The organism is [Borrelia] turdi, from assembly GCF_030439285.2.
Classification (GTDB): domain Bacteria; phylum Spirochaetota; class Spirochaetia; order Borreliales; family Borreliaceae; genus Borreliella; species Borreliella turdi.
Window position 1 is genome coordinate 294,208 of the sequence record NZ_CP124018.1, and the last position, 25,119, is coordinate 319,326.

28 protein-coding genes are annotated in these 25,119 nt (G+C 29.2%); all 28 read right to left on the reverse strand.

Going from position 1 to position 25,119, the window contains the following annotated elements; translation table 11 throughout:
- Positions 1-4 precede the first annotated feature (4 nt).
- Positions 5-1,192: a flagellar hook-length control protein FliK gene (locus QIA31_RS01945; RefSeq protein ID WP_301394032.1), complete on the reverse strand. Its 1,188-nt coding sequence runs from the start codon at positions 1,190-1,192 to the stop codon at positions 5-7.
- Positions 1,193-1,199: 7 nt separating this feature from the next.
- Positions 1,200-1,817 carry a periplasmic-type flagellar collar protein FlbB gene (locus QIA31_RS01950; protein ID WP_301394033.1) on the reverse strand — a complete coding sequence of 206 codons (618 nt, stop codon included), beginning with the start codon at positions 1,815-1,817 and terminating at the stop codon, positions 1,200-1,202.
- Positions 1,810-2,241: a flagellar protein FlbA gene (locus QIA31_RS01955; protein WP_301394034.1), complete on the reverse strand. Its 432-nt coding sequence runs from the start codon at positions 2,239-2,241 to the stop codon at positions 1,810-1,812. The genes QIA31_RS01950 and QIA31_RS01955 overlap by 8 nt, the downstream gene beginning before the upstream one ends.
- A complete protein-coding gene (locus tag QIA31_RS01960; protein ID WP_301394035.1) occupies positions 2,238-3,548 on the reverse strand; it encodes a FliI/YscN family ATPase in 1,311 nt (436 codons plus the stop codon). The genes QIA31_RS01955 and QIA31_RS01960 overlap by 4 nt, the downstream gene beginning before the upstream one ends.
- A gap of 18 nt (positions 3,549-3,566) precedes the next feature.
- Positions 3,567-4,487 carry a flagellar assembly protein FliH gene (gene fliH, locus QIA31_RS01965; RefSeq protein ID WP_301394036.1) on the reverse strand — a complete coding sequence of 307 codons (921 nt, stop codon included), beginning with the start codon at positions 4,485-4,487 and terminating at the stop codon, positions 3,567-3,569.
- 14 nt (positions 4,488-4,501) lie between these two features.
- On the reverse strand, positions 4,502-5,536 hold the full coding sequence (gene fliG / locus QIA31_RS01970) for a flagellar motor switch protein FliG (RefSeq protein ID WP_002556889.1): 1,035 nt from the start codon (positions 5,534-5,536) through the stop codon (positions 4,502-4,504).
- Positions 5,537-5,551: 15 nt separating this feature from the next.
- Positions 5,552-7,261, reverse strand: coding sequence for a flagellar basal-body MS-ring/collar protein FliF (gene fliF / locus QIA31_RS01975; RefSeq protein WP_301394037.1), 1,710 nt, complete (start codon positions 7,259-7,261; stop codon positions 5,552-5,554).
- A gap of 14 nt (positions 7,262-7,275) precedes the next feature.
- Positions 7,276-7,611, reverse strand: a complete 336-nt coding sequence (gene fliE, locus QIA31_RS01980; RefSeq protein WP_301394038.1) for a flagellar hook-basal body complex protein FliE — start codon at positions 7,609-7,611, stop codon at positions 7,276-7,278.
- A 12-nt stretch (positions 7,612-7,623) separates the two neighbouring features.
- Positions 7,624-8,082, reverse strand: a complete 459-nt coding sequence (gene flgC, locus QIA31_RS01985; RefSeq protein WP_301394039.1) for a flagellar basal body rod protein FlgC — start codon at positions 8,080-8,082, stop codon at positions 7,624-7,626.
- 23 nt (positions 8,083-8,105) lie between these two features.
- A complete protein-coding gene (gene flgB / locus QIA31_RS01990) occupies positions 8,106-8,513 on the reverse strand; it encodes a flagellar basal body rod protein FlgB (RefSeq protein WP_301394040.1) in 408 nt (135 codons plus the stop codon).
- Between the two features lie 32 nt (positions 8,514-8,545).
- The gene (hslU, locus tag QIA31_RS01995) at positions 8,546-9,892 is read right to left on the reverse strand and encodes an HslU--HslV peptidase ATPase subunit (RefSeq protein WP_301394041.1); all 1,347 of its coding nucleotides are present in this window, start codon (positions 9,890-9,892) and stop codon (positions 8,546-8,548) included.
- Positions 9,885-10,433, reverse strand: a complete 549-nt coding sequence (hslV, locus tag QIA31_RS02000; RefSeq protein ID WP_151059964.1) for an ATP-dependent protease subunit HslV — start codon at positions 10,431-10,433, stop codon at positions 9,885-9,887. The genes hslU and hslV overlap by 8 nt, the downstream gene beginning before the upstream one ends.
- A gap of 8 nt (positions 10,434-10,441) precedes the next feature.
- Positions 10,442-11,389, reverse strand: coding sequence for a DNA-processing protein DprA (gene dprA / locus QIA31_RS02005; protein WP_301394464.1), 948 nt, complete (start codon positions 11,387-11,389; stop codon positions 10,442-10,444).
- Positions 11,390-11,398: 9 nt separating this feature from the next.
- Positions 11,399-12,091: a tetratricopeptide repeat protein gene (locus tag QIA31_RS02010; RefSeq protein ID WP_301394042.1), complete on the reverse strand. Its 693-nt coding sequence runs from the start codon at positions 12,089-12,091 to the stop codon at positions 11,399-11,401.
- Positions 12,092-13,291, reverse strand: coding sequence for a cell division protein FtsZ (ftsZ, locus tag QIA31_RS02015; protein WP_301394043.1), 1,200 nt, complete (start codon positions 13,289-13,291; stop codon positions 12,092-12,094). It abuts the gene before it with no gap.
- A 21-nt stretch (positions 13,292-13,312) separates the two neighbouring features.
- Positions 13,313-14,554, reverse strand: a complete 1,242-nt coding sequence (ftsA, locus tag QIA31_RS02020) for a cell division protein FtsA (RefSeq protein ID WP_151059967.1) — start codon at positions 14,552-14,554, stop codon at positions 13,313-13,315.
- A complete protein-coding gene (locus QIA31_RS02025; RefSeq protein ID WP_301394044.1) occupies positions 14,554-15,297 on the reverse strand; it encodes a cell division protein FtsQ/DivIB in 744 nt (247 codons plus the stop codon). The genes ftsA and QIA31_RS02025 overlap by 1 nt, the downstream gene beginning before the upstream one ends.
- Before the next feature lie 35 nt (positions 15,298-15,332).
- A complete protein-coding gene (gene ftsW / locus QIA31_RS02030) occupies positions 15,333-16,391 on the reverse strand; it encodes a putative lipid II flippase FtsW (RefSeq protein ID WP_301394465.1) in 1,059 nt (352 codons plus the stop codon).
- 42 nt (positions 16,392-16,433) lie between these two features.
- A complete protein-coding gene (mraY, locus tag QIA31_RS02035) occupies positions 16,434-17,489 on the reverse strand; it encodes a phospho-N-acetylmuramoyl-pentapeptide-transferase (RefSeq protein ID WP_301394045.1) in 1,056 nt (351 codons plus the stop codon).
- A 17-nt stretch (positions 17,490-17,506) separates the two neighbouring features.
- Positions 17,507-18,898 carry a UDP-N-acetylmuramoyl-tripeptide--D-alanyl-D-alanine ligase gene (locus tag QIA31_RS02040; RefSeq protein WP_301394046.1) on the reverse strand — a complete coding sequence of 464 codons (1,392 nt, stop codon included), beginning with the start codon at positions 18,896-18,898 and terminating at the stop codon, positions 17,507-17,509.
- 22 nt (positions 18,899-18,920) lie between these two features.
- A complete protein-coding gene (locus QIA31_RS02045; protein WP_151059971.1) occupies positions 18,921-19,202 on the reverse strand; it encodes a hypothetical protein in 282 nt (93 codons plus the stop codon).
- Positions 19,199-20,089 (reverse strand): 16S rRNA (cytosine(1402)-N(4))-methyltransferase RsmH, encoded by an 891-nt coding sequence (gene rsmH / locus QIA31_RS02050; RefSeq protein WP_301394047.1) that lies wholly within the window; start codon positions 20,087-20,089, stop codon positions 19,199-19,201. Before rsmH ends, QIA31_RS02045 begins: the two co-directional genes overlap by 4 nt.
- The gene (locus QIA31_RS02055) at positions 20,082-20,918 is read right to left on the reverse strand and encodes a hypothetical protein (RefSeq protein WP_301394048.1); all 837 of its coding nucleotides are present in this window, start codon (positions 20,916-20,918) and stop codon (positions 20,082-20,084) included. Before QIA31_RS02055 ends, rsmH begins: the two co-directional genes overlap by 8 nt.
- Positions 20,915-21,991 (reverse strand): hypothetical protein, encoded by a 1,077-nt coding sequence (locus tag QIA31_RS02060; protein WP_301394049.1) that lies wholly within the window; start codon positions 21,989-21,991, stop codon positions 20,915-20,917. The genes QIA31_RS02055 and QIA31_RS02060 overlap by 4 nt, the downstream gene beginning before the upstream one ends.
- Positions 21,992-22,020: 29 nt before the next feature.
- Positions 22,021-22,779 carry a hypothetical protein gene (locus QIA31_RS02065; protein ID WP_301394050.1) on the reverse strand — a complete coding sequence of 253 codons (759 nt, stop codon included), beginning with the start codon at positions 22,777-22,779 and terminating at the stop codon, positions 22,021-22,023.
- A gap of 318 nt (positions 22,780-23,097) precedes the next feature.
- On the reverse strand, positions 23,098-23,937 hold the full coding sequence (locus tag QIA31_RS02070; RefSeq protein WP_301394051.1) for an NAD(+)/NADH kinase: 840 nt from the start codon (positions 23,935-23,937) through the stop codon (positions 23,098-23,100).
- Positions 23,927-24,457 (reverse strand): chemotaxis protein CheW, encoded by a 531-nt coding sequence (locus QIA31_RS02075; RefSeq protein WP_301385569.1) that lies wholly within the window; start codon positions 24,455-24,457, stop codon positions 23,927-23,929. Before QIA31_RS02075 ends, QIA31_RS02070 begins: the two co-directional genes overlap by 11 nt.
- 45 nt (positions 24,458-24,502) lie before the next feature.
- On the reverse strand, positions 24,503-25,081 hold the full coding sequence (locus QIA31_RS02080; protein WP_301394052.1) for an SAM-dependent methyltransferase: 579 nt from the start codon (positions 25,079-25,081) through the stop codon (positions 24,503-24,505).
- Positions 25,082-25,119: the final 38 nt, after the last annotated feature.

Consider the following 25,119-nt stretch of genomic DNA (forward strand, 5'->3'; position numbering starts at 1 on the left):
TCCTCTAAACAATTAAATTAACATTTTTATCCAAATTGAAAGAAAATTCAACTTCTTCTTCAATTTGAAAAAATTTATTATAACCAAAATGGAAATTTTGATCTTTAGAGTCATCTTTAAAATTTTTAGAAAAAGAATTTAAATTTTCACCTGCAAGAAAAAGATTCAAGCTAGCATTAAAACCACTCTCACCAAGCATTTTATTTAATGAATGCATATTTTGGTCAAAAAGCATTTTAACATTTTGATTGTCCACCACAATCTTTCCCAATAAATTATTATTAGAATCAAGGTTTAAATTAATTCGTATGCTACCAAGCTCTTTGGGCTTTAAAACCAACTTGATCTCTCCTGTATTATTCGATTTTAACACAACTTTAGCTTTATCCACAATATTTTTATTAATCTTAAGGTTCCACTCTGGCTTTAAACTACTAACAAAATCAAAATTATCAACCTCTTTAGAGTTTTTTATGTTATAATTAACAAATTCTTCAACAAAACCTTTTAAAAAATCGTCCGATATTTCTTTAACCTTATACTTGCCAACAAAATTTTGACCATCAATTGAATTTAAACTAAACTTTAAAAAAACAAAATCATTATGATCACTATTATTCTTCTTAAAATTTTTCACATCAATGTTAATAACATTTTTTTCTTCCTTTTTATCATTCAAGCTTATCTGATTATAATAATCATTAATCAAGGAAGTTGAAAAATTAAAACCCAAAAAAGAAATTAAATCATTAAACGCCAAACAAAGTCTTTCAATTTTTTCAAAAAATTTTTCTTTATTTAAAAAATCAAAATTATCAAAATTAAATGATAGATTTTCTTTAATGCTATTTAACCCTTCAAAATCTGAAAAAACATTCATTTTAGAAATCAAGAATTTCAGATCAGAAACAAAAGCCTCATTTTCAAGTTTTTTTAAAAAAAGGGATTTGTTTAAAGTCGATTTTTTTAAATTTTTAGAAATAAGCCCATTATCTTTAAAAAAATTTAAAAAATCAAATATCATTGGTTTTAGCTTTGATAATTTTTTAGATTCAGAAGAAATAATATTTAAAAAAGAATTTGCATTCCCTATAGATTCTACTTTAGATACATTTAAACTTAACCCTTTAACTGTATTTAAAAGATTAAATTTATTGTTATAAGCTTTACTTAAATTTAATAAATTACTCATATAAGCACTACTCCAATGAACTAACAGACATTTTTCTAATCAATATAGCAGCTTTTTTAGAATCCATAAGAGACAGCCAATAAGGAACAATTGATAGCCGGCCTTCTTTTTTAGAAACCTCTTCAATTTTCCGCATATAAGATATAGCAAGCTCAGGATTTAAACCCTCAAGTCGCTTAACAGCATCTTCTGGTGGCATATTCATTAAATATATAGCTGTTTGTAAAATATTTGCTTCCTCGTCATTATATTTATTTATAATGTCGTCTATTACCTTTTGTTTCAAATCCAAATCTTTCTGCTTTTGCTTAAGCTCAAATTCAAGCTTATTTAAACTGTCTTCTTTCAACTTTAGATCTTCTTTAAGCTTTTCAATCTCCTGATTCTTAATATCAATAGCCTCTCTTTCCTTAATAAGTCTAGCTTCATCAAGAATGATATTAGAATTATGATTAAAAGCTAGAGAAGTTTCTCCTAAAAACTTAGTTCTAACAAAGTCAGGGAAATATCTCTTAGTATTATACATCCCAAGAAAATCAACAAAGAATAATATAAAGAAAAATAAAATAACAATTAAAAATAACAAAAAAAATGCCCTAAAGCAGAAAGATAAAAAATTATTCACTTTCAATCCTCAGATTTTGACAAACTTTATAATTTATATGCTCATCTAGCAGTAAGCTTTCCTTCTTTTCTCTATCTTTAATTATAGAATCATTTAAGGTTTTTATTAATATCTTAATCTTTTTTTCATCCCTATATTTATCCACATAAACATCATAACACTCATTATGATACTTTTTAAGTTTTTCAAGAATTTTAAAATTTTGTTTTTTTTTATAATTCAAACAGTCTATATAACCTCTTATGGAAAGATTATCAAAGCTATTCATACTTTTTAAAAGATTCGGAATCCCATCTGAAAATTGATTTATTTTTGAAATTTTTTTATTTAAATTCATTAAGTCTCTCTCACTTAACTTTCGATAATAAGTTCTAATGGTCAATATTTTATTAAGCTTTTGTTTTCTAAAGTTTAAATCATTCAAGATAATATTTTCCTTATTTCATCTTCTAAATTTTCAAAATCAAATGTTTCATTTATTCCTTGAGAAATAAAATCAATAATTTTAGAATACCTAGAAATTGCAAAATCAACATCCTTATTAGATCCTTTGAGATAAATTCCTGTTCTAACAAGATCTTCATAATCTTTATAAACAGACAATAAATTTCTAGCTTTCATTATTAATTTTTGTTTTTCTAAACTTATTATTCTATGAATAGATCTTGAAGTTGAACTAAGAATATTTATTGAAGGATAAATTCCTCTATCAAACAAATCTCTGTCTAAAATAATATGACCATCCAAAACAGCCTTAATATTGTCAGCCACGGGTTCTGCAAAATCATCTCCCTCAACAAGAACAGTATAAAATCCAGTAACGCTTCCTCCATTACCATTAAAACCTGATCTCTCAAGTAAAATTGGAATTTCAACAAAAACAGAAGGCGGATAACCTTTAGCCACCGGAGGCTCTCCTAAAGAAAGAGACATCTCCCTTTTAGCATTTGCAAACCTAGTAATAGAATCAAAAAGCAAAACCACATCTTTACCTTGCTCCCTAAAGTATTCTGCTATCATGGTAGCAACATAAGCTCCCTTATACCTTGATATGGGCGATTCATCAGAAGTTGAAACAACTAAAACACTTTTTTTTAAACGCTCCTCACCAAGTTCATATTCAATAAACTCATTAAGCTCTCGACCTCTCTCTCCGATAAAAGCAATAACATTTACATCTGCATTTGAATTTTTTGCAATCATACCAAGCAAAGTAGATTTGCCAACGCCAGCCCCAGAAAAAATACCAACTCTTTGTCCTTTTGCAACTGGCAAAAATCCATCAAGAACTTTAACTCCTGTTAATATTTGCTCTTCAAAAATACTTCTATTGATTGGGTTAATTTTTTCAAAAATTAACTCTTTATATCTATTGTTTAAAAATGACCCTTTATTATCAATAGGCCTACCAAGAGAATCAATAACTCTTCCTAAAAGCTCGTCACTAAGATTTATTTCTAGCCCTTTATTTAAAGAATAGACTTTATTTCCAACTTCAATCCCACTAAATCCTTCATAAGCCATAAGACTAACATAAGGACCATTAAAGCCTAAAACCTCAGCACATACCTTTTTATTATTTCTTTGATCAATTAAACACAAATCTCCAACAGCACACTGAGGTCCCAAACTTTCAACTAAAAGACCCTTTATTTTTTGCACCCTGCCAACAAAAGAGACAGTTTCAATATCATCTAATTGCCTTAAATAATTTTCAAAAAAATTGCTCACTAAAATTCCTTTAGATACTTAACTTAATAAAGAAAAATTTTTAAACTTTTCTTCTATTTTATCAAGTTGAGAAGAAATACGAGCATCAATTTCTCCAAAATTAGTTTCAATTATACAGCCACCTTTACCTATGTTGGGATCTTCTATTATTTCTAAATTTTCTATAACATCAAATCTAGAAATAAAATCGCTTTTTTTATGTCTAACAATATCTAAATCATCAAGATTTACACGAATGGTAATCTGTGTTTTATCTTTTACCCTTTTTAACGCCTCATTAACATTTTCTAAGACAATATCTTTTTGAGAATCCGTAATTCTCTTAACAACCCTAATTGCAATTTGCATAACAAGACTTACTATTTGACCACCCGAGGATTCAAGAATACTTTTCCTCTCGACTATCAAAGATGCTATTATGCTATTCAACTTCCTCATAACTTTGTCAAAATCCTCAAAGCCACTTTCATAGCCCTTACTATATCCTTCTTCTCTGCCTTTAGCTGTTGCTATCTCAAGATCCGTTTTTAATTTTCCTTCATACTCTCTTGCCAGCCTTTCAATCTCAGCATTAGATTCAGCCTCAATAGACTCCTTCTTATAAATAGCTTCCCTTTGTAAAAGATCTGCCTCCTGCTTGGCTGCCTCTAATACTTCATTGGCTTTTACCTTAGCCTCTTCGATAAGCCTTTTAGATTCAATTTGGATCTCTTCTTTAGCAAGTTCTTGCCTTTTAACAAGCTCCTCTTCAAGTCGTAATTTTTCATCTCTTAAAAATTGCAATTCTTCTTTAAGATCAGCAATTTTACTTTCTATGTCATGAACCTTGCCTTCCTTTTCCTTAATTTCCAAAGATTCAAAAACAGGCTTTGCTATCTCAACAAATTCAAACTTTACTGAATTATCAACTTCTGATGATTTATATAAAACCTTAGGCAAACAAAACTCCTTTATCAGACAAGCACATCTTCTTCACCACCTCTTGAAATAACTATTTCTCCTTGTTCTTCTAATTTTCTAATAAGAGAAACAATTTTTTGCTGGGATTCCTCAACATCTTTTCGCCTAGTAGGTCCCAAAAATTCCATATCCTCCTTAAGCATTGAAGCTGCTCTTTTTGACATATTTTTGAAAATTTTTTCTTGGACAGGAATGTCTACGGATTTTAAAGCTTTTGCTAACTCTTGACCATCTATCTCTCTTAAAACCCTTTGTATAGATCTGTCATCAAGCAAAACTATATCCTCAAATACAAACATTTTCTTCTTAATCTCTTCTGCAAGCTCTGGATCTTCTTCTTCAAGAGATTCAATAATAAACTTCTCAGTCTTTCTATCAGCCATATTAATTATCTCAACAACATTGTCAACTCCTCCTGCTGATGTATAATCTTCTGAAGAAAGAGAAGCTAGCTTTTTCTCAAGAACCCTCTCAACCTCTCTTACAACCTCAGGAGAAGTTCTATCCATTAATGCAATTCTCCTTGCAACATTGGTCTGCACTTCTGTAGGTAAGCTAGAAAGAATAAAAGAAGCCTTTTGGGGATCAAGATATGAAAGAATTAAAGCAATAGTCTGGGGATGTTCTTGTTGAATAAAGTTTAAAATATTTGCAGGATCTGCTCTTCTTACAAATTCAAAAGGCCTAGACTGTAAAGCGGACCCCAAATTATTAATAATGTCAACTGCTTTTTGAGTCCCAAGAGATTTCTCAAGAAGCTCTCTTGCATAATCAATTCCACCCTTTTGAATAAATTCTTGAGCCATCATTAATTCTTTAAACTCTAAAAGAACATTGTCTTTAAGCTCAGAAGTAATTGTCTCAAGCTTTGCTATCTCAAATGTCAAAGACTCTATCTCTTCTTGAGAAAGATACTTAAACACTTTAGAAGAGATTTCAGAACCTATTGAAACCAATAAAATAGCAGCCTTTTGCTTACCCGTTAAAGCAGAAACATCAAGAATCTCCTTTTCTTTTTTTTCTTCCATATCAATTACTACCTTCTACGCGTTTTTCAAAAGCCATGTTCTTATAAGCTTAGCAACATCTTCTGGCTTTTCTCTGGCTAAAAGCTCAGCATTATTTTGAAGCTCATCACCTTCTCTAATCCCACCAACAACATCATCAACGCCAATGTCGTCACTACCATCCATTAAGGCTTGTTGACGTCTTAAATGTGCTTGCTTTGCCAATTCCTCTTCTCTAAGACGCCTTCGTCTTTCAAGTTCTCTAGAAATAGCAAAAAATATTGTAAATGCTATAATTAATAGTGAAAATATTATACTTGCAATAAATAAAAAATATTTAAACCTTTCACTTGAGAAATAATTTTCATCTATTTCTCTAAATTCATTCATACGATCAAAAGATATATTTCTAACCGTTATTGAATCGCCTCTTTCTGGCTTATATTCAAAAGAACTTTGCAAAACATCTTCAATATTTTTTATTTCTTCTAATGCCATAGGCTTATATTCTCTTTTTCTCATTCCATTTTCTATTACGAAATCTCCCTTCTCATCATACACAAAATTCCAAATACCATCTACGAAAATACCAAGAGAAACACCTACTATCCTAGCAGGCTCCTTTTCGCTTGTAGATTTTTTTTCATTCAAAGCAACATTTTTGATCTCTTGAGACTCATTATATTTACCAGTAATATCGCTTAAATCCTGGTATTCAGGGGGAGTATTGCCTTCTTGTCCAGGAGGCCCCCATGGACTATATCCTTGACCCTGATATTCTTTTTTTTGAGTTTGAGAAGATATAATAGTTGAATCACTTACTTTTCTAGTGTTATAAGAAGCTTTTGGATCTTGGGATTGAAGCTCAATAGGAGCATACTCTTTAGATTCTGTAGTTTCTTTTGAAGTATCAAGTTTTACATTTATTCTTGCTATCATAAATCTATCAACAGATAAAACCTTACTTAATGCAGAGTCGATTTCTCCTCTAAGCATAGCTTCATACTTAAGCTTTAATTTACGCTCTTTTTCTGCTAAGTCGATTCTATCTATTCCATCTAAATTAGAAAAATCATTTAAAATCGTTCCGCTATTATCAACAATAGCAATATTATCAGATTCAAGACCTTCAATGGCATACTGAATAAGCTTAACAAGTCCTTCAACTTTTTTTCTATTTGTAATAATATCAGAACCTGGCCTTGGAGTAATCCTAACAGATGCCTTGACAGGCTCTTGTGCTTCTTTAAAAAGAACTTTCTCTGGCATAACAAGATTTACACTAACAGCATCAACATCATCTAAAGCTACAATATGCTGTTCAACCGCTCTTGTAATAGACCTTCTAAGATTAATGCTTCTTTCAAAATCAGTAATAGTCCATCTATCAATATCAAACAAAGCCCATGGATCCATATGGACAGGCACAAGTTCTTCTCTGACAAGAATTGCTCTCATTTTTTTTGCAAGCTTTTCATCATCTAAATAAATTCTTCCATCAAAACTCAAAAAATATTTAACATTTTCTCTATCAAGTCTTTGAGATATTCTATCTAAGAGATATTGATCTTTGATTTCAACTCCAAAAAGAGCAATACTTTGACTTTTAGTAGAAAACCCTACCAAAAAAACAAGCGCGAGAATCACAAAAAAAATAATCAATCCCAAGGCTATTTTCTGAACCGTACTAGCTTTTTTGAAGATTCCTTTTGCTGAAACAAAAAAATTAGTAAAAAATTTGCTCAAAATCTTATAGCTCCTTAACGAATATTGATTATATCTTGATAAGCCTTCACACCTCTCTCAACAACGGCCTTTAAAATGCTTAAATTCATATTAGCCTTAGACATAGCTATTACAAGATCATGAACATCAATGCTATTCGGCCTAAGAATAGCCTGTTCCATGACTTTAGAAACATTTAATTGGGTTTTGTTGACATCAGTAATCGTATTTATTAAAACATCCTTAAATGTTTTAATATCATTGTTTTTAGTACTGCCTTTAGAACTAGAAAGATTTACATCAAAATGCAAAGGATTTTTTTTAACCAAATTAATATTATTCTCTGTAAAAAAAGCATCTATTCTCACCAAATGATCTCCCCTTTAGCTTTGAAGTATAGCCAACGCACTTCTAAACATAGACTTACTGCTATTGATAACAGTAGAATTTGCCTCATAAGCACGAGAAGCTGAAATCATATCTACCATTTCTTCAACTAAATTAACATTAGGAAGCTCCACATACCCTTTTTTCTCTCCAAAACTTATTGAATCAGGATGACTTGGATCATATTTTAATTTTAATGGGGACTTATCTTTTTCAATACTAGCAACCCTAACTCCTTGCCCAATACCATTATCAAGATAATCTGGAATAAAAGGCCCTTTCCAATAAGGATTATTAATCCTTGGAGCAAAAACAATCCTTTGCCTTCTATAAGGCCCACCATCAGGAATTCTAGAAGTAGAAACATTTGCAATGTTATTAGAAATAACATCAATCCTCAACCTTTGTGCTGTTAATCCCGTTGAAGCTATATTAATGCTTGAAAATAATCCCATTTTACATTCCTTAAGATATTAATTTATTTTAATACAATATTTATACTTTTAAAATAATGCGCCTGCACATTAGTCATAAGATGATACATCATTTGATTTTGCACAAGTGCCTTAATCTCAGAATCAATATCAACATTATTGCCATTATTATTCATAGTTGAAAAATGGTCAAGAACCCTATGGGGCTTAACATCTGAATACTCCATATTTTTAAACCCAGACAAATGCCTATCGCTAGACTTAATCAAGCTTAAATTATTTTTATCTTTATTTAAAAAAGCCTTTTCAAACTCCGACTCAAAAGAAATTTTACTTCTTTTAAAATTTGGAGTATCTACATTTGATATATTATCAGAAATAACACTTTGTCTTAAACTTAGAACATCTAAATACCTATGTGAAAAATCCACAGATCTTTCAAAATCATTCAAATTAAAACCCCCTCTGTTAAAATCGTTTTCAACTAAATTATATAATAATTTAAATCTTTTTGTTCGTTAATTTGTATTTTTTTATTAACATAATCCAAGTTTATTTCAAATTTTTTCAACTTACTACCAGGTACCTCAAAAAAAAGATCTGCAAGCAATTTTTCCATAACACCGTGAAGTCTTCTGGCACCAAGATTTTCATTCTCAAGATTCATATTAAAAGTAAGCTCTGCAATTCTATCTATAGCCTCTTCGCTAAACTTTAAATCTAAATTATAAACCTTAAACATTGCAACATATTGCTTTATTAAAGAATTTTTTGTTTGTTTTAAAATTTTCTTCAAATCGTCTATGCTTAAACTCTTAAGCTCAACCTTAATTGGAAATCTCCCTTGAAGCTCAGGTATTAAATCAGAAGGTTTAGCCAAATTAAATGCCCCTGCTGCAATAAATAAAATATGAGAAGTATCAACTATTCCATATTTTGTATTAACTTTAGAGCCTTCAATAATTGGCAAGATATCTCTTTGAACACCCTCTCTAGATACATCATTGCCACTCCTATTCTTAGCAGCTATTTTATCGATCTCATCAATAAAAATAATTCCCATATTTTCGACTTTATATTTTGCAATATCTGAGATATTTTCATGATCGACTAATTTCTCAAGCTCTTCTGATAAAATTATTTCCTTTGCCTTTTTAATCTTTAATTCTCTTTTCTTTTTTCTATCAAAAATATTACCTAATAACCCACCAATTCCCATGTCAATCTCTTCAAAATTACCACCTGTAAATATTTCTATTGTAGAAAATGGCATTTTGCTAGAAATTTGTATTTCAATAGTAGTATCATCAAGCTCGCCTGCTCTAAGCTTTTTTCTAAGTTTCTCTTTTACCTTTTCTTCTGCTTTTATTTCATTTGGATCTATATTCTCAGAATTACCAGATCCTTTAAAAAGGCTCTCAACTATTCTCTCCTCTGTTTTTACTAAAGCATCATCTCTTACGGTGCTATACATCTCTTCTTTTACCATATTAACTGCAATGCCCATTAAATCTCTAACCATAGATTCAACATCACGACCAACATAACCAACCTCGGTATATTTTGTAGCTTCAACTTTAATAAAAGGAGCCTTAATTAACTTAGAAAGTCGTCTTGCAATTTCAGTCTTTCCAATGCCAGTTGACCCAATCATAATAATGTTTTTAGGCATTACCTCGTCTTTTATTTCTTTTGGAAGTCTGGACCTTATATATCTATTAACAAGAGCAATTGATACTAATTTTTTAGCTTCGTCTTGCCCTATTATATACTTATCAAGTTCTGAAACCACATCTTTGGGAACTATATAATGCTCTTCTAATTTATTCATTTTCAATCTCCTCAAGCACAATATTAGAATTAGTATATATGCACACTCTTGCTGCTATTTTCAAAGATCTAAGCGCAACCTCAAAAGCACTTAATTTTTTGTTATCCATGTAAGCAAGAGCTGCTGAATATGCATAATTACCACCACTACCAATCGAAATAACATCCTCTTCGGGTTCAACAACATCACCAGTGCCAGAAATCAAAAGAATATTCTTAGAATCAGCAACAAGCATCATGGCTTCAAGCTTATGAAGTATTTTATCAGAACGCCAATCTTTTGCAAGGTCAACAGCCGCCCTTTTAATGTCAATCAAACCATCACCTTTTGCCTTGATTTTTTCTTCAAATTTTTCAAAAAGAGTGATTGCATCAGACGTTGAACCTGCAAATCCTGCTAAAATTTTCCCATTAAGCAATTTCCGTATTTTAATAGCATTACGCTTTAAAACAGTATGCCCAAAAGTTACTTGCCCATCTGCTGCTACCACAGTCTTCCCATTTTTTTTTATTGCGATAACTGTAGTTCCTTTAAATCCCATATTACCCCCTATTTATATATCTCTTTTAAAAGCTCTCCAATAAGAACATCAGATACTTTTTTACAATCACAAAACTCTTTAAGATCATCATCTTCAATATTAGTAGAATCCACATATTTAATATTCAATAAAGTATAAAGATCCTTAACAGTTTTTATCTCTTGAGCGCCAAAACTATATAATTTTACGCCTCCATCACCACAAAAATTTAAATCATAAACATAAATGTCAAGTCCCAAGTCAAGACCAAGTTCAGCTGTAATCAAAGCCCCCGATTTTAAGGGAGCATAAGTTATAAAAATAGCATCTGATAAACCTGAGATTAATCTATTTCTTTTGGCAAAAAAATAATTTTGAATTTTATCAAATGGCAAAGTCTCAGTAATTATTCCTCCACCTTGTTCTAAAAGCTTAAAAACATATTTTCGATTTTGCTTAGGGTAAATATTATCAATATCTGTTGGAATAACAGCAAATGTTCTACTATTCTCATTTATTGCTGCTATATGAGCTTCAATATCAGCTCCAATTGCAAATCCAGAAATAATCTCTATGCCATTTTTTGCAAGATGTGAGGAAAATTCTCTTGTTCTCTCAGCAAGAATTTTGCTAATTTTCCTAGAACCAACAACAGCCCAAGACAATGAAGAAAAATTTGGTAAATTGCCTTTATAGTAGATAGCAAAAGGCGGCTCATAAATTCTTTCAAGCTTATTAGGATAAAGTTTAGACCCTAGAATAGCAATTTTAGCCTTTGTCCTTCGAATAACTTTTTCTTGTAATTCTACTAATTTTAAACCGGGCAACCTAAATGGTCTTCTAAATGATCTTAAAATATAAGACTCAATATCCTTTTGGGTCAATTTAATAATATCATTAAAATCAAAATTATTAAAAAGTTTTAATTTTTCCTTGCTTTTTAAAAATTTCAAATTATCAATATAAAGCAATTTCATCATAAATAATTACTTCAAATTACTCATAATCCTAGAAACACCTTCTTTTTGTTCTTGAGTTGAAGCGTTTTTACTAGCTTTGTCATAAAACAATATAGCATTACCAAGATCACCTAGTGAATAATAATTTGCACCTCTTAACATGAAAAACTCAAAATAATTTTCACCCATATCATCAAGTTTATTTAAATAATTTTTAGCTTCAAGTTGTTTGTCAAGATCATATACATACATATTAGAAATAGCAAAAAGAGATTCTTTAAAATCATCCCTAATTGCCAGTGATTTTAAAAAAGAATTTTCAGCAAGAACTATGTATTTTTCAACTTCATCTTTTACTCTTAAATTTTTAGCTAAATTATAAGAAGCAACACCTATATAAAAATGAGATAAATAATTATTAGAATTGATTTCTAAATTTTTAGCAAAATACTCAATCGCAGGCCCGTACTGACCAAGCTTAAAAAATTCAAGGCCAATCAAATTGAAAAATCTGGCCTTCTTATCAATAGAATTAACTATTTTTAAAATGTTTTTATCTTCTTTTTCGATAAATTCCTTATAAAGTTCAATCTTAGATTCAGATCCACCGCCTGCAATTTCCAATTCTCTTAACCTAAGCCCAAGATTCAATTTTTCTTTAGATTCACTACCACAAGACAAAAATAAATCAATAAATATTATTAACGACAAAATTTTCATCTAATCATCGCTACTTTTTTTATTTAAATTTCTAAGAAATGTTGGAACATCAATATCATCATCAAAATAATTAACATCTTTGGACTTTGCTGCAAAAGAAGAATCTTGATGTTTATAAGATCCAGAAGGAATATTTTGATTGCCTGACATTAAAGTATCAAATTCTTTGGAACTTAAAGTATTGTTTTCTGGTGCATTTGATATTTCTTTTTGCTTTTTAGATGCAAAACCTGTAGCAACAACTGTAACATAAATCTCATCATCAAGATTTGAATTAATGGCATGACCATATATAACAGTAGCCTCATCATCAACACTAACAGTAATTATTCCCATAATCTCTTCAAGCTCAAGCAATGAGAAATCATCCCCTCCAGTAACATTAACAAGAAGACCTTTAGACCCTTCAATACGAACCTCTTCAAGTAGTGGATTGCTAATAGCAGAAGTTGCAGCATCAACAGCTCTGTTTTCTCCCTTGCCATATCCGATTCCCATTAAAGCATCGCCTTGCCCTTGCATAATGCTTTTAACATCAGCAAAATCAATATTAACCTCTCCGTGTTCAATAATAAGCCCTGCAATACCTTGAACGCCCATTCTCAAAACATCATCTGCACGCTTAAAAGCATCTTTAATGGTAGTCCTTTTGTCAACAACAGTTAAAAGCTTTTGATTTGGAATAATAATCAATGTATCTACAGATTTCCTTAAATTATTTATTCCTTGCTCGGCAAGTCTCAACTTCTTAGGCCCTTCAAACTTAAAAGGCTTTGTTACAACTCCAACTGTTAAAATGCCAAGCTCTTTTGCAACTTGCGCAATAACAGGAGCTGCTCCGGTTCCTGTCCCACCCCCCATACCAGCAGTAATAAACACCATATCGGCACCGGAAAGATGATTTCGTATAACGTCTATATCTTCCTCTGCTGCAGCTTGTCCAATCTCGGGCTTTCCTCCAGCACCAAGCCCTGCTGTAACTTTTGCTCCAAGAGCAATTTTTATAGGAGCAATAGAAGTTTGGAGAGCCTGAAGATCAGTATTGGCCACAATAAATTCAACATCTCTTACTCCATATTCAATCATACGATTAACGGCATTACTACCTCCGCCTCCCGCACCAATCACCTTAAGAATTGTAGGATTTGTGGTAGAATCGAATCTTCTTGTATGGCTATCAATCATATTATAATCTTTCATTAACGCTTCCTCCACGATTGGTCAAAACCATTCTTTCAAAAACCAACCTTTCAACTTTGAAGATATTTTATTTTTTCTTTTAACTTTACTGCTTACCTTCTTTAATTTATTGAATTTTTGTTGCTCATGCTTATAAAGAACAAGACCAAGGGCTGAAGAAAACTTAGGATCTATATGCTCTTCACCAATCCCATTAATACTCATTGGCAAACCTATTCTTGCAGGATAATTAAATACCTCTTCTATCAAGTTAGAAATACCTGGAAATAAAGCTCCTCCACCTGTTAAAACTATCCCACCATTAATTTTATTATAAAGTCCCCGTTTAAATACTTCTGCCCTCATCATTTCAAAAATTTCTCTCAATCTTGAATTAATTATTACAGATAACTCTTTCCTGCTTTTCTCCTGAGGAGGCCGAGTTCCAAGATTTGGGATAATTACAGTTTCCATTTGACTCTCTAAAATAGACGGATGAGCAATTCCGGCTGTTATTTTAATATTCTCAGCAACATCCTCAGGAACCTTCCAAACTTGCGCAATATCAAGAGTTACTCTATTAACACCAATAGGAATTACGCCTGTATAATAGGGAGAACCATCAATATAAAGAATAATATCCGTTGTTCCTTTACCCATATCAATAAACAAAACACCCATCTCACGCTCTTCTTTAGAAAGAGTTGCATAAGATGAAGCCAAACTTCCAAGAACAACCTCATCAACGGCAAAGCCGGCTCGATTTACACATCTGACTAAATTCTGACTAGAAGAGCTAGACCCCGTAATAATGTGCACTTCTCCTTCAAGACGAATCCCCATCATGTCTATTGGGTTTTTTATATGAGGTATTCCATCTACAATAAATTCTTGGGGAATAACATGAAGAATTTCTCTATCCATTGGAATAACAATTGCCTTTGCTGCTTCAATTACCCTATCAACATCTTCTTCATTAATCTCTCTTGTTCTTGAATTTATTGCAACAACGCCACGTGAATTAGTTCCCTCAACACTACTTCCAGACATGGAAACCGAAAGCGATGTAATGTCACATCCTGAGATGAGCTCTGCGGCCTCAATAGAATTAGATATTGAATCAAGAGCCGCTTCAATATTTATTAAAACCCCCTTTCTAACTCCTCTTGATATACTAGTGCCTATTCCAACTATCTCTAATTGATCATTTAAATTTACCTCAGCAACAACAGTACAAATTTTTGAAGTTCCAACATCTAAACCTACTATCAAATTCCTAGACACTAGTCTTCTCCTAACAAAATGATATTACCACTTCTTAAATCTATAACACCAGGCTTCCCTTTAAGCAAATCCACTGCAAGAAACACTTTATGCATCACATCTATTAAATCCATATCAACTGTTATCAATATTTTATTATATATACTTTTAATATACAAAATTACATTATAATCATAGAAATTCAATTTTAAAAAATTGACCTCTGATATTAAATTATACAAATATTTTTGATTTATTTTAAGATAATCAAGGCCTCTTACAACATTAAGCATTCTATCTTCTAAAAAATCTCCTACATTATTATCATTTAAAACTAATCCACTAATTACGGGTAAATCATAAAGTAAATACTTACTTTTTTCCAAAACTACACCATCTGATGCAATAAAATAATAAGTAATATTATCATTTGCGTTTTCTAAAGCAACGGCAACGGGTATTCTTTTTTCTATTCTAATATTAATTTTATTGGGAAACTTAAGATCAACTTTAACATTTTTTATCCTTAAATCTCTTTTAAGATTCTCCTCATACATTCTAACATTAGCATTATGATAATATGTATCAGGCTTAATTCCCGAAATCTTGATTATATCTTCTTTAGAAAGAGAAATATCATTATTGATACTAATATACCTAATTAAAAAATAAGGAGATACAAAAATAATAATTATTATTTCAAAAAAAATTAAAGACGTCGAAAAATATATATACCTAATTAAAAATTTTCTCCCAAAAATCATAAAATAAACCAATTTACCGTACTAGAAAAATCCAATCAATTATTACTTAAGTTTTTTGCAACATTTGAAATAAGGCCAGAAAGTGCCATACTAACAATAATAGAAGATCCTCCAGATGAAAAAAACGGCAAATTTATTCCAGTAGGGGGTAAAAGACCAATTGCAATTAAAATATTCATTATGCTTTGAAGAAAAATTGCAAGACTTGAAATAAATGCAATATAAAATTTAAACCTACTATTAGAATTAATAGCTATAAAATAGCCAAAGTAAAAAAGCAAAAAAAATAAAATTATGGCAAACAAAACACCTAAAAATCCCAATTCCTCTCCAAGAACTGCAAAAATAAAATCAGAATTAGCCTCTGGCAATTTTCCAAGTTTTACCTCACCCATTCCAAGACCTTTACCTAAAATTCCCCCACTTTTTAAAGCGTTAAGAGATGCTATTATTTGGTACCCTTTACCAGAAGGATCGTCGTAAGGATTGAGAAAGGCAAAAATTCTAGAAACCCTATAAGGCTCAAGCATCAAAAATATAGCAGAAACTGGCAAAAAAGTAATCACAATAGCAAAAACATAACTAAATGCCATATTAGAAACAAATAAAACAATAAAAAAAAGAATAGCAAAATAAATAGCTGTTGAATAATCGTTTTGCAAAATTATCAACACCCAAAAAATTGCAAAAATAAACATTGGCTTTAACCAGTACGAAATACTATTATTTTTTCTTAAATCGAACTTACTTAAATAAACTGAAAGATAAATAGTAAAAGATATTTTAAAAATCTCAGAAGGCTGAATACTAATACCTTGAAAAAATATCCATCTCTTTGCGCCAGAAATACTTGGGGATAAAAAAGTTGCTATAATTAAAAAAAGAGTTATGCTCAATACAGGAAATATTGTTTTTTTTAAAAAATTTAAAGAAATTCTTTCAAAAACAAGAAAAGCTATAAAGCTCAAAAAAAGATAATTAAGTCTTGTAAAAAATAAAAAATTTGGATTACCTGTTAGTTCTAGGCTTAGAAAAAAGGAAGAAGTATAAAAAACTACAAGACCGTAAGCCACTAATAGCAGCAAAACAAGCAAATAACACATTCTAAGTGAATTTATCTCTACAAACATAATAAATTATCTGATTTTTATAGTACTTAAAGCAATTATAGCAAATATTAACCCTATTATCCAAAATCTAATAACAACTTGCATCTCAGACCAACCAAGTTCTTCAAAATGATGATGAAGTGGCGCCATTTTAAATACTCTTTTTTTAGTCTTTTTGTAAACTATGACTTGAATAATTACAGACATGGTTTCAATAATAAAAACACCTGCAAGAATTGAAAAAAGTATTTCGCTTTTTAAAATCAAAGCGGCCATTCCAAGAATAGCGCCCAAGGCCAGACTTCCTGTATCTCCCATCATAATTTTAGCAGGATAGGCATTAAACCATAAAAATCCAAAACTACCTCCAAGCAAGGCTCCAAGAAATATTGCAAGCTCTTCAGAACCTTTAATATTTGGAATATATAAATAAGCTGCAAAATCAGCCCTGCTTGTAAGATAGGCGATTATTATTAAAGCCCCTGTTATAACTATACTCAATCCAATTGCAAGTCCATCAAGTCCATCTGTTAAATTAAAAGAATTAGAAGCAGAAATTAAAACAAGCATACCAAAAGGAATATAAAACAATCCTAAATCTATTTTAAAAGACTTAATAAAGGGAAAATAGATCATACTAACATGCTCACCTCCAAAATAATACAAAATACTAACAGAGATAAAAGAAAATATTATTTGCCCATAAACCTTAAATCGTGCTTTAAGCCCATCTGAGGTTTTCTTTTTAATTTTCAAAAAATCATCTACAAATCCCAAGAAAGCAAATCCAAGCATAACAAAAGCCATAATCAAAAAATAAACATTTAAAATGTTGCTCCAAAACACTAAAGAGATAAAAACACAAAAAAAAATAAGAATACCTCCCATAGTAGGGATTCCTGTTTTTTCACTCAAATGTCTTTTAGGGCCGTCTTCTCTTAAAATTTGATCGACCCTTAATTTTTTTAGCTTTAAAATAATATGAGGCCCTACAATCAAAGAAAGCAAAAATGCAAAAATTGTAGCATAAGCCATTCTAAAGGTAATATATTTGAGCAAACGCAAACCTAAAAAGCAAAACATAATAACCTCATTATCATTTAAATGTAATTTAAAATTCTCTCTAACCTATTAAACCTTGAACCTTTAATGACAATAAAAACTGAAGGCTCCAAGCTTTTTAAAAAAAAATCAATAAATTTATCAAACTCGCTAAAATAATACAAACACTTTTCAATTAAATTCTCAGAATCTCTAACATCTAAAAATTCTTCACCAATTAGAAAAATTTTATCAAAATTCATTGAAACAGCCTCTTGAATTAAATCTTTGTGGGTTTTGCATGCAAATTTCCCAAGCTCTTTAAAAGACCCCAGAACTATAAATTTTTTGCCTTGAATATTAATATCTAAAATCATATTTTTTAAGGCCATAAAAGAACCCATATTGCCATTATAAGAATCATTCAAAATTAAATATCCATTTTTTGTCAAAATTTCTGCCCTACCTTTTTGAAAATCAGTTTCAATAAGGCCTTCTTTTATTTCTTTTTCTCTCATTCCTAAAAATAGGGCCAAATTAATACACCCTATTGCATTAAAAACATTGTGCCGGCCCGGTAATAAAATAGAGTATTCAAACCCCTTGTAAACAAAATTATAAGAAAATTTCCCTTCAAGAAAAGAAAATGATTTAATATTAAGATTTTCAAAATCAAAATAAACGATTTTAACATTTGGATTCGCAATTTTTGCTCTTTTTTCAAGATAGACACAATAATCATTCATTTCATTTACAACAAAGATTTCAATGTTTTCGCCAATTATCTTACTCTTTTCAAAAGCAATAACTTGTAACTCATTGAAAGCTTGAATATGTGCATAACTTATATTTGTAATAATAACAATTTCTGGTTTTAAAATTTGGGATAAAAGATCCATTTCTCCAACATAACTAACTCCAACTTCAAAAACAGCATATTCTTCATTACCTTCTACCCTTAAAATGCTAAGAGGAAGGCCAATGTCAGAATTTAAATTGCCCCAAGTTTTGTAAGTTTTATATTTTTTTGAAAGAATACTATAAAGCATTTCTTTGGTTGTAGTTTTACCATTACTACCTGTAATAGCAATTCTTTTAAAACTTGTCTTTTTAATTAAATACGATGCTAAAGCTTGAAGAAGTTTTATTACATTGCTTGTAAGCAAAAAAACTAACCCTTCATTATCATTTAAATATTCAATACACTCAGATTCGTGTTCTCTTGAGCATATGAAACATTCAACACCCAAATCAATTAAATATTTAACAAAAGAAAATCCATCTACTTTATTCCCCTTATATGCAAAATAAAGACTAGCATTGATATTATTATCCTTTATTTCACGACTATCTAAAGAGTAAAACGATACTACCTTTTCAATATTTTTTATATTTCCTACAAACTTCACATCTTTAGAAGAGATTAAAATATCCTTAATCTTTATACGCATTCAAACCTCATTCTAAAATCTTTTAGTCAACAAAAATATTTATATCTTCATTAGCTTTTTTTTCCAAATTTAATTCTCCAAAACAAAAACTCTCTATCCTATTAATATTTTCAAGTTCATATATTACTGTCAGCAATCTTAAATTATCATCAATAATATTTTCCTGTTCATTGTTTAAATGATTAAATTCTCTAAGCTTTACAACATATCTAAAATTTAAGTAAATATTAAAACACACTATAACTGTTAGTATTAAAATTAAAATACAATAAACTTCAAACTCAATCTTACTTATACTATTCATATTTTTTTTAAAGCTCTAAGCTTGGCACTCCTTGAAGGTTTGTTTTTTTTAATCTCATCAAAACTTGGAATAATAGGCTTTTTTGAAATCTTAGCATACAAATCACAACTTAAACTTCTAAAAAAATCTTTTACAATACGATCCTCTATTGAATGAAACGTAATAATAGCTAAAATTCCATCTTTGGCTAAATTTTCTACCCACAAAGGCAAACTCCTTTTAAGCCTAGCAAGCTCATCATTTACATAAATTCTTAACGCTTGAAAAGTTTTTGTAGCTGGATTTATTTTAGCTTTTGAAAAAGGATAAACTTTACTTATTATAGCTTGCAACTCTTTTGTAGTTTGTATTTTTTTAATTTTTCGATATTCTACAATGGCCTTAGAAATTTTTCTAGAATAATGCTCATTGCTTAAATCATAGATTAAACTTTCAAGATCATATTTACTAAAAGTGTTTACAATCTCAGCCGCACTAATACTACGAGAAGAAGAACAAAGCCTCATATCCAAAGGTTCATCTTCAAGAAAAGAAAATCCTTTTTTACTGCCCTTGTAATGAAACATAGAAACACCAAGATCAACTAAGATAAAATTAGCTTTGACATTTAAAGGGTAATTGGCAAAAAAATTGTCAAACCAATCATTAAAATATGTAATTCTCTCTTCAAAAACAAAAAGAAACTGTTTTGCTCTTTTTAAAACTTGAGTATCTCTTTCAATTCCAATCAAACTTAAAAAGTCATATTTTTCAAGAATCGCTTTTGCATGAACACCTTCCCCAAGAGTAGAATCAATGTATATTAGATCACTTTTTGTAGGCAAATCTTCTATAAGCTTACAAATCGCATCAAGAAGTACTGGAAAATGAAAAGCATTATTATTCATTTAATTTAAACCTATAAATTATTTTTTTTTCATTCCCATAAACATCACCATATTTTATTTTAAGCTCATTCTTGCCCTTAATAAAATTAAGATCATTTATTTTAAGACATCCGCCATCTTTTTTAATATTCAAAATATCTAATCCATAATTTTTCTCTTGGGCTAAAGCATATGTATTATTAATCAAAAAAATATTTTGAAAATCTGAACGGAGAATACTTTTATTATTCAAAATAGCTTCAAAATAATAAATTCCTTTAAGAGAATTTTCAAAAGATTCTACTTTTTGAGCATGAAAATATAATAAAAGGCTATATTGACCAGAATCGACATTTAAATTCATATTTTTTGATAATTCTAATCTTTCATCATCACCCTTTCCTTTTAAAAAAATTCTATCTAAGGTATGGACTGTATCAGCAACTATATTGTTCCTATTCTTGATAACAAACAAAGGATTGATAATCTTTTTAGCACTAGGATCATTAACTACTAAATCAATAACACTCTTTTCATCCTTTAAAAAAATCTTTCCAAATTTATATAAAAACCCTCCTAAAACCTCTAAATTCAAATTTAAATCGTTGTCAAAAATTATTAAAATGCTACCATTCCTATCTAACCTGTTTTTTGAATACAAGATTTTATAATTATTTGAAAAAACAGATACGGTCTTTCCTAAGGGCCTTAGCCTTACTCCAATATTTAATTTATTATTATCTAATACACCAAAATCTTTAACTAAAGCAAACTTTTCATCATTCCTGAATTCCAAAAATGGATATAAATCTAAAATATTAAAGAAAAATATAAAAACAATTAAAATCACTGCCCCAATCCCAAATATTTTAAATCATTATTACTATTAAAATACAAAAGTCCCTTCCCAAATTCAACAAAAGAGCTTATTTCATCTTTAATAAAGATATTATCAAGCAACCTAAAAGAATTTGCAGAATAAGTTTTTATATTAATAATTTTTTCACTCTCAAAATAAAGATATACTCTGTAGATATTTTGGAAATAATCATATGATGCTCTTAAAATAGAATTTTTATTTTCAACTTTAAATATTCTACCACTTTTAATATTTATCACCATAAATGAATTTTTGCCTTCAATAAACAAATTATGATAATTATCTATTTTTATAAAAGTCTCAAAACTATTAATAGTTAAATTGTTTAACTCTAAAATTTTTTTATAATTATTTTCTAAATCAATTATTTCTAAAAAATACTCGGAATTACCTTTTAGTGAAACTAAATATTTATTATCAGAACTTAATTTAACAAAGCATGTTGGAAATTTTTTTTCTAAAAAATTTTCCATATAAATTATTTTGCCTTGTTTATATATATAAATCTCACCATTAGAAAGTCCCAAAACTAAAAATTCATTATTATAATCCACACTTAAAATTGAGGATAAAAAATTGAGCAATAGTATATTGTTTCCACTAGAATCGTAAACCTCTAAGGTTTTATACAAGTTATTCAAAGTAAAAATTAAATTGTTTATTACAAAAACAAAATCTTTAAACCCGAGTTTAAACAAAAATTTATTGTCTTTAGCAGAAAAAACGGAATAATCCTCGCCATACTTAAAAAGTACATAATAATAGTCTGAATAGCTTATTAAGTTATCACTTAAAATAAAATAACAAGATTCTCTAAAATTAAGATTTAAAACCTTATTTGATACAAAAACATTCTTGCTTAAATTTATATTTTTATAATCAGATTTTTTTTCAAAATTCTTAAAATCATAAAAATTAGATACATTCATAGTAGATCTTATAAAAAAATCAATTAAAATTATAAATAATAAAAACAAGCTCAAGATCAAAAAAATTTTTAATTTTCTGAATTTAATTGTGCCTTTTTCTATATTAAAACTCAATATAACTACCTTCCCTAACTTTAATCCATCTATTTTACTTTAATTAAATCTGAACTAAACTTTGAAGACCAAACTCCATGAAACCTTGAAAATTTTTCAGCAGCTTCTTTTTGAGAAGCTATAATAGCCAAAGCTCTTCCGGCCTCAAGATATCCAAGAGAATGCACTCCAAATTCATGAGATCCACTAAGTTCATATTTGCTCCTTAAAATGAAGGCTCCTTCTTCTAAAAGCTCCAACACTTTCATTAGATGTTCAACTTGAAATTTATAATAAGGACTCTCGGGTTTTAAATTTTTAGAAAAATCTCTAAAATCAATAATATTTTTAGAAAAAACAATAAATTTAAGATACATATCCTCAAGAAAAACAAGCGTTTTAGAATCTTTTTTGCTAAAATTTTTAGCCAAATCAATTAAATAACCCAATTTTTTAACAATCAAAAATCTCTCTTCGGGATTTAAATCAAGAGACTGAGGCATTTCAATTAACTCTCTTGGAGTAATACTAAGAACAGGGCTAATAACTAAACTAAAATCAGAAATCAATCCAGACAAAATTTTTTTTATAGAATAATTTATTTTCAATCTAGGCCTAGTATAAAAATAATTCAAAGACGAGATATAGCTTAAAACATTCAAATTGAAATCAATAAGATCAAATGAAAGTTTAGAATTTGATGTAAATTCACTAGTCTCTTTTATAGTTGCTATATCATTTAAAGTCCTTAAAACAAGGTTATTAATATATAGTATTTTTTTATAATTTTCATTATCGATTAAATCCATAAACACCTGCCTAAAACTTATAAAAAAGGTGATTTATCAACTCCCCAATATATTGATTTTAGCAACAAATATATTAAATATTTTAACAAGTTATAAATTTATAAAAAATACCTCTGAAATATTAACCTGCAAATAAACAAAATATTTACATACCTATAATAAAGTATGTAAAATTTTAACTACTTTTTAAAAGTAGTCCAAATCTTAAAACATAAAAAATACTTTAGTCTTATTAAAGACTAGATTAAATAAGACATTTGAACAACAAGCAATAATAATATTTATCAAAAAGAACACTGCTTAGAAAAAGCATTAAACTTACAATAATTTGTTTTTCAATCTCTTAACAAAAGTATCTGTGCAAAATGAAACAAAATTCAAGCTTTTAGAAGAAATTTCAAATTCAAAAACAACATCAACTCCAAAAGAACCAAAATTAATTCCATCTAAAAAAATTGATGCTGCTGCTATAAAATATTCCTTTGAAAAAGAAATAGAAAGTTTGCTTAATTTAGAAAACACAAAAGAACGGTTATAAACAGAATGGGGAGAAATAGGCGTAAGTAAAAATCCCTCAAGATCTGCTTCTAAAATAGGACCCCCTGCTGAGAAAGAATATCCTGTTGAACCTGTTGGAGTAGCCACAATTATCCCATCACTTTTATATGATAAAAAACTCTCAGAATTAACCCTAAGATCTACATAAATCATTTTATTAAGAACGCTTGAACGAATAATAATATCGTTTAAAACATATTTAGAAATTAAATCTTTACCGCACTGATAAATTGTTACATGAAGTAAAAATTTTTTATTAATAACTAAAGAATTGTTAAAAAATCTATCTATGACTTTTTTAAAATCTTCAATCTTAATATCTGCTAAAAACCCCACCTTCCCCAGATTAATTGAAATAATTGGAATATCAATATTTTGATTTTCAAGAAGCAAATTAACAGCCAAAAGAACCGTACCATCTCCTCCTAAAGTTATCAAAAAAAGAAAATTTTCTTTTGGAAAAGCAAATAAAGGTTTGCTAACATCTATTAACACCACCTCAACAAAATACTTAGTTTCTAAATAAACCTTAATATCATTGCCTAAAATATTAGCTCCCGACTTTAAAGTATTAATGCAAAAAAGAACCTTATTCTTCATGTTGATCTTTATAAGGAATATTCTCAAATTCTCCTTTATCAAAAATTTTTGCAATATCAATTAATACTAAATATTCGCTCTCAAGATTATCAGCATCATCAAGCTTTACAACTCCAGATATATATTTTCTATCTAAAGTTTGCAAGGTAGCAGGGGGGATTTGAATTCTAGAATCATCAAAACTAATAACTTTAAGAACCCTGTCAACAAAAATGCCCAAAAGTTTATTTTTAATCTTAACTATTAAGTATCCTGTCAAAAGCATATCTTCTTCTGTTATTGAAATAGAAGGAACCCCAAATTTAATATTTAAATTAACTAAAGGAATAATACTCCCTCTAAGATTATAAATCCCTATAATATATTCAGGAACATTTGGAATGGCATAAACTCCTTCTGATGGGACTTTAATAATTTCTCTAATATGCTCTATTGACACTCCATAACTTTCTTTGCCTATTTTAAAACCTGCAACTTGAAGCTGTGACTTTCTGTCTTTAGATATTTCTTTTCTCAACATATTTTATACCTTTAAATTAATACTTATAACAATTTGATTAAATTACTATTTGCCAAAACCTTTACCTAAAAAATAAATTTCAAAAGAATTTTTCCTTACAGCTTTAGGCCTAATTTTTTTTACAAATTTAAAATATTTTTCAAACTTTTTAAAAATTTGCATCTCATCTCCCCCCTGAAAAACTTTAATAAGTAAATTTCCTTTTTTAAGTAAAACATCAAGCGATAAATCTATTATTCTCATACCCAAATTAAAAGAATTACTGGTATCTACAAGTCTATTTCCGGTAGTTTTAGGGGCCACATCGCTAATCACAAGACTATAAGGTCTAAAAGTATTAATTTTAAAAACTGTATCATCTGAGAATATATCTCCCTTTACAAAATAAAAATTATCAACATACTTAAGACCAATGTCATTAATATCAACAGATATAAGAACGCCTCTTTTAAGCTTTTTATAAGCATATTGAGAAAAGCTGCCAGGTGATGCGCCGACATCCAAAATGTTGCCAGAAGAAAATAAAGAAAATTTTTCATCAATTTCTATCAACTTGTACACAGATCTTGCCAAATACCCTTCTCTTTTAGCCTTTTGAGAATACTCATCACCCAAGCGATACACATTAATCCTTTTAATACACTTTATTATACTTTTTCATT

Bases quoted from the DNA above. Each gene is read 5' to 3' on its own strand.
- QIA31_RS01945 (WP_301394032.1), bottom strand. From the start codon at position 1,192: ATGAGTAATTTATTAAATTTAAGTAAAGCTTATAACAATAAATTTAAT.
- fliG (WP_002556889.1), bottom strand. From the start codon at position 5,536: ATGGAAGAAAAAAAAGAAAAGGAGATTCTTGATGTTTCTGCTTTAACG.
- flgC (WP_301394039.1), bottom strand. From the start codon at position 8,082: ATGGGATTATTTTCAAGCATTAATATAGCTTCAACGGGATTAACAGCA.
- hslU (WP_301394041.1), bottom strand. From the start codon at position 9,892: ATGAATAAATTAGAAGAGCATTATATAGTTCCCAAAGATGTGGTTTCA.
- hslV (WP_151059964.1), bottom strand. From the start codon at position 10,433: ATGGGATTTAAAGGAACTACAGTTATCGCAATAAAAAAAAATGGGAAG.
- dprA (WP_301394464.1), bottom strand. From the start codon at position 11,389: ATGAAATTGCTTTATATTGATAATTTGAAATTTTTAAAAAGCAAGGAA.
- QIA31_RS02010 (WP_301394042.1), bottom strand. From the start codon at position 12,091: ATGAAAATTTTGTCGTTAATAATATTTATTGATTTATTTTTGTCTTGT.
- ftsZ (WP_301394043.1), bottom strand. From the start codon at position 13,291: ATGAAAGATTATAATATGATTGATAGCCATACAAGAAGATTCGATTCT.
- QIA31_RS02025 (WP_301394044.1), bottom strand. From the start codon at position 15,297: ATGATTTTTGGGAGAAAATTTTTAATTAGGTATATATATTTTTCGACG.
- mraY (WP_301394045.1), bottom strand. From the start codon at position 17,489: ATGTTTTGCTTTTTAGGTTTGCGTTTGCTCAAATATATTACCTTTAGA.
- QIA31_RS02040 (WP_301394046.1), bottom strand. From the start codon at position 18,898: ATGCGTATAAAGATTAAGGATATTTTAATCTCTTCTAAAGATGTGAAG.
- QIA31_RS02045 (WP_151059971.1), bottom strand. From the start codon at position 19,202: ATGAATAGTATAAGTAAGATTGAGTTTGAAGTTTATTGTATTTTAATT.
- rsmH (WP_301394047.1), bottom strand. From the start codon at position 20,089: ATGAATAATAATGCTTTTCATTTTCCAGTACTTCTTGATGCGATTTGT.
- QIA31_RS02065 (WP_301394050.1), bottom strand. From the start codon at position 22,779: ATGGATTTAATCGATAATGAAAATTATAAAAAAATACTATATATTAAT.
- QIA31_RS02070 (WP_301394051.1), bottom strand. From the start codon at position 23,937: ATGAAGAATAAGGTTCTTTTTTGCATTAATACTTTAAAGTCGGGAGCT.
- QIA31_RS02075 (WP_301385569.1), bottom strand. From the start codon at position 24,457: ATGTTGAGAAAAGAAATATCTAAAGACAGAAAGTCACAGCTTCAAGTT.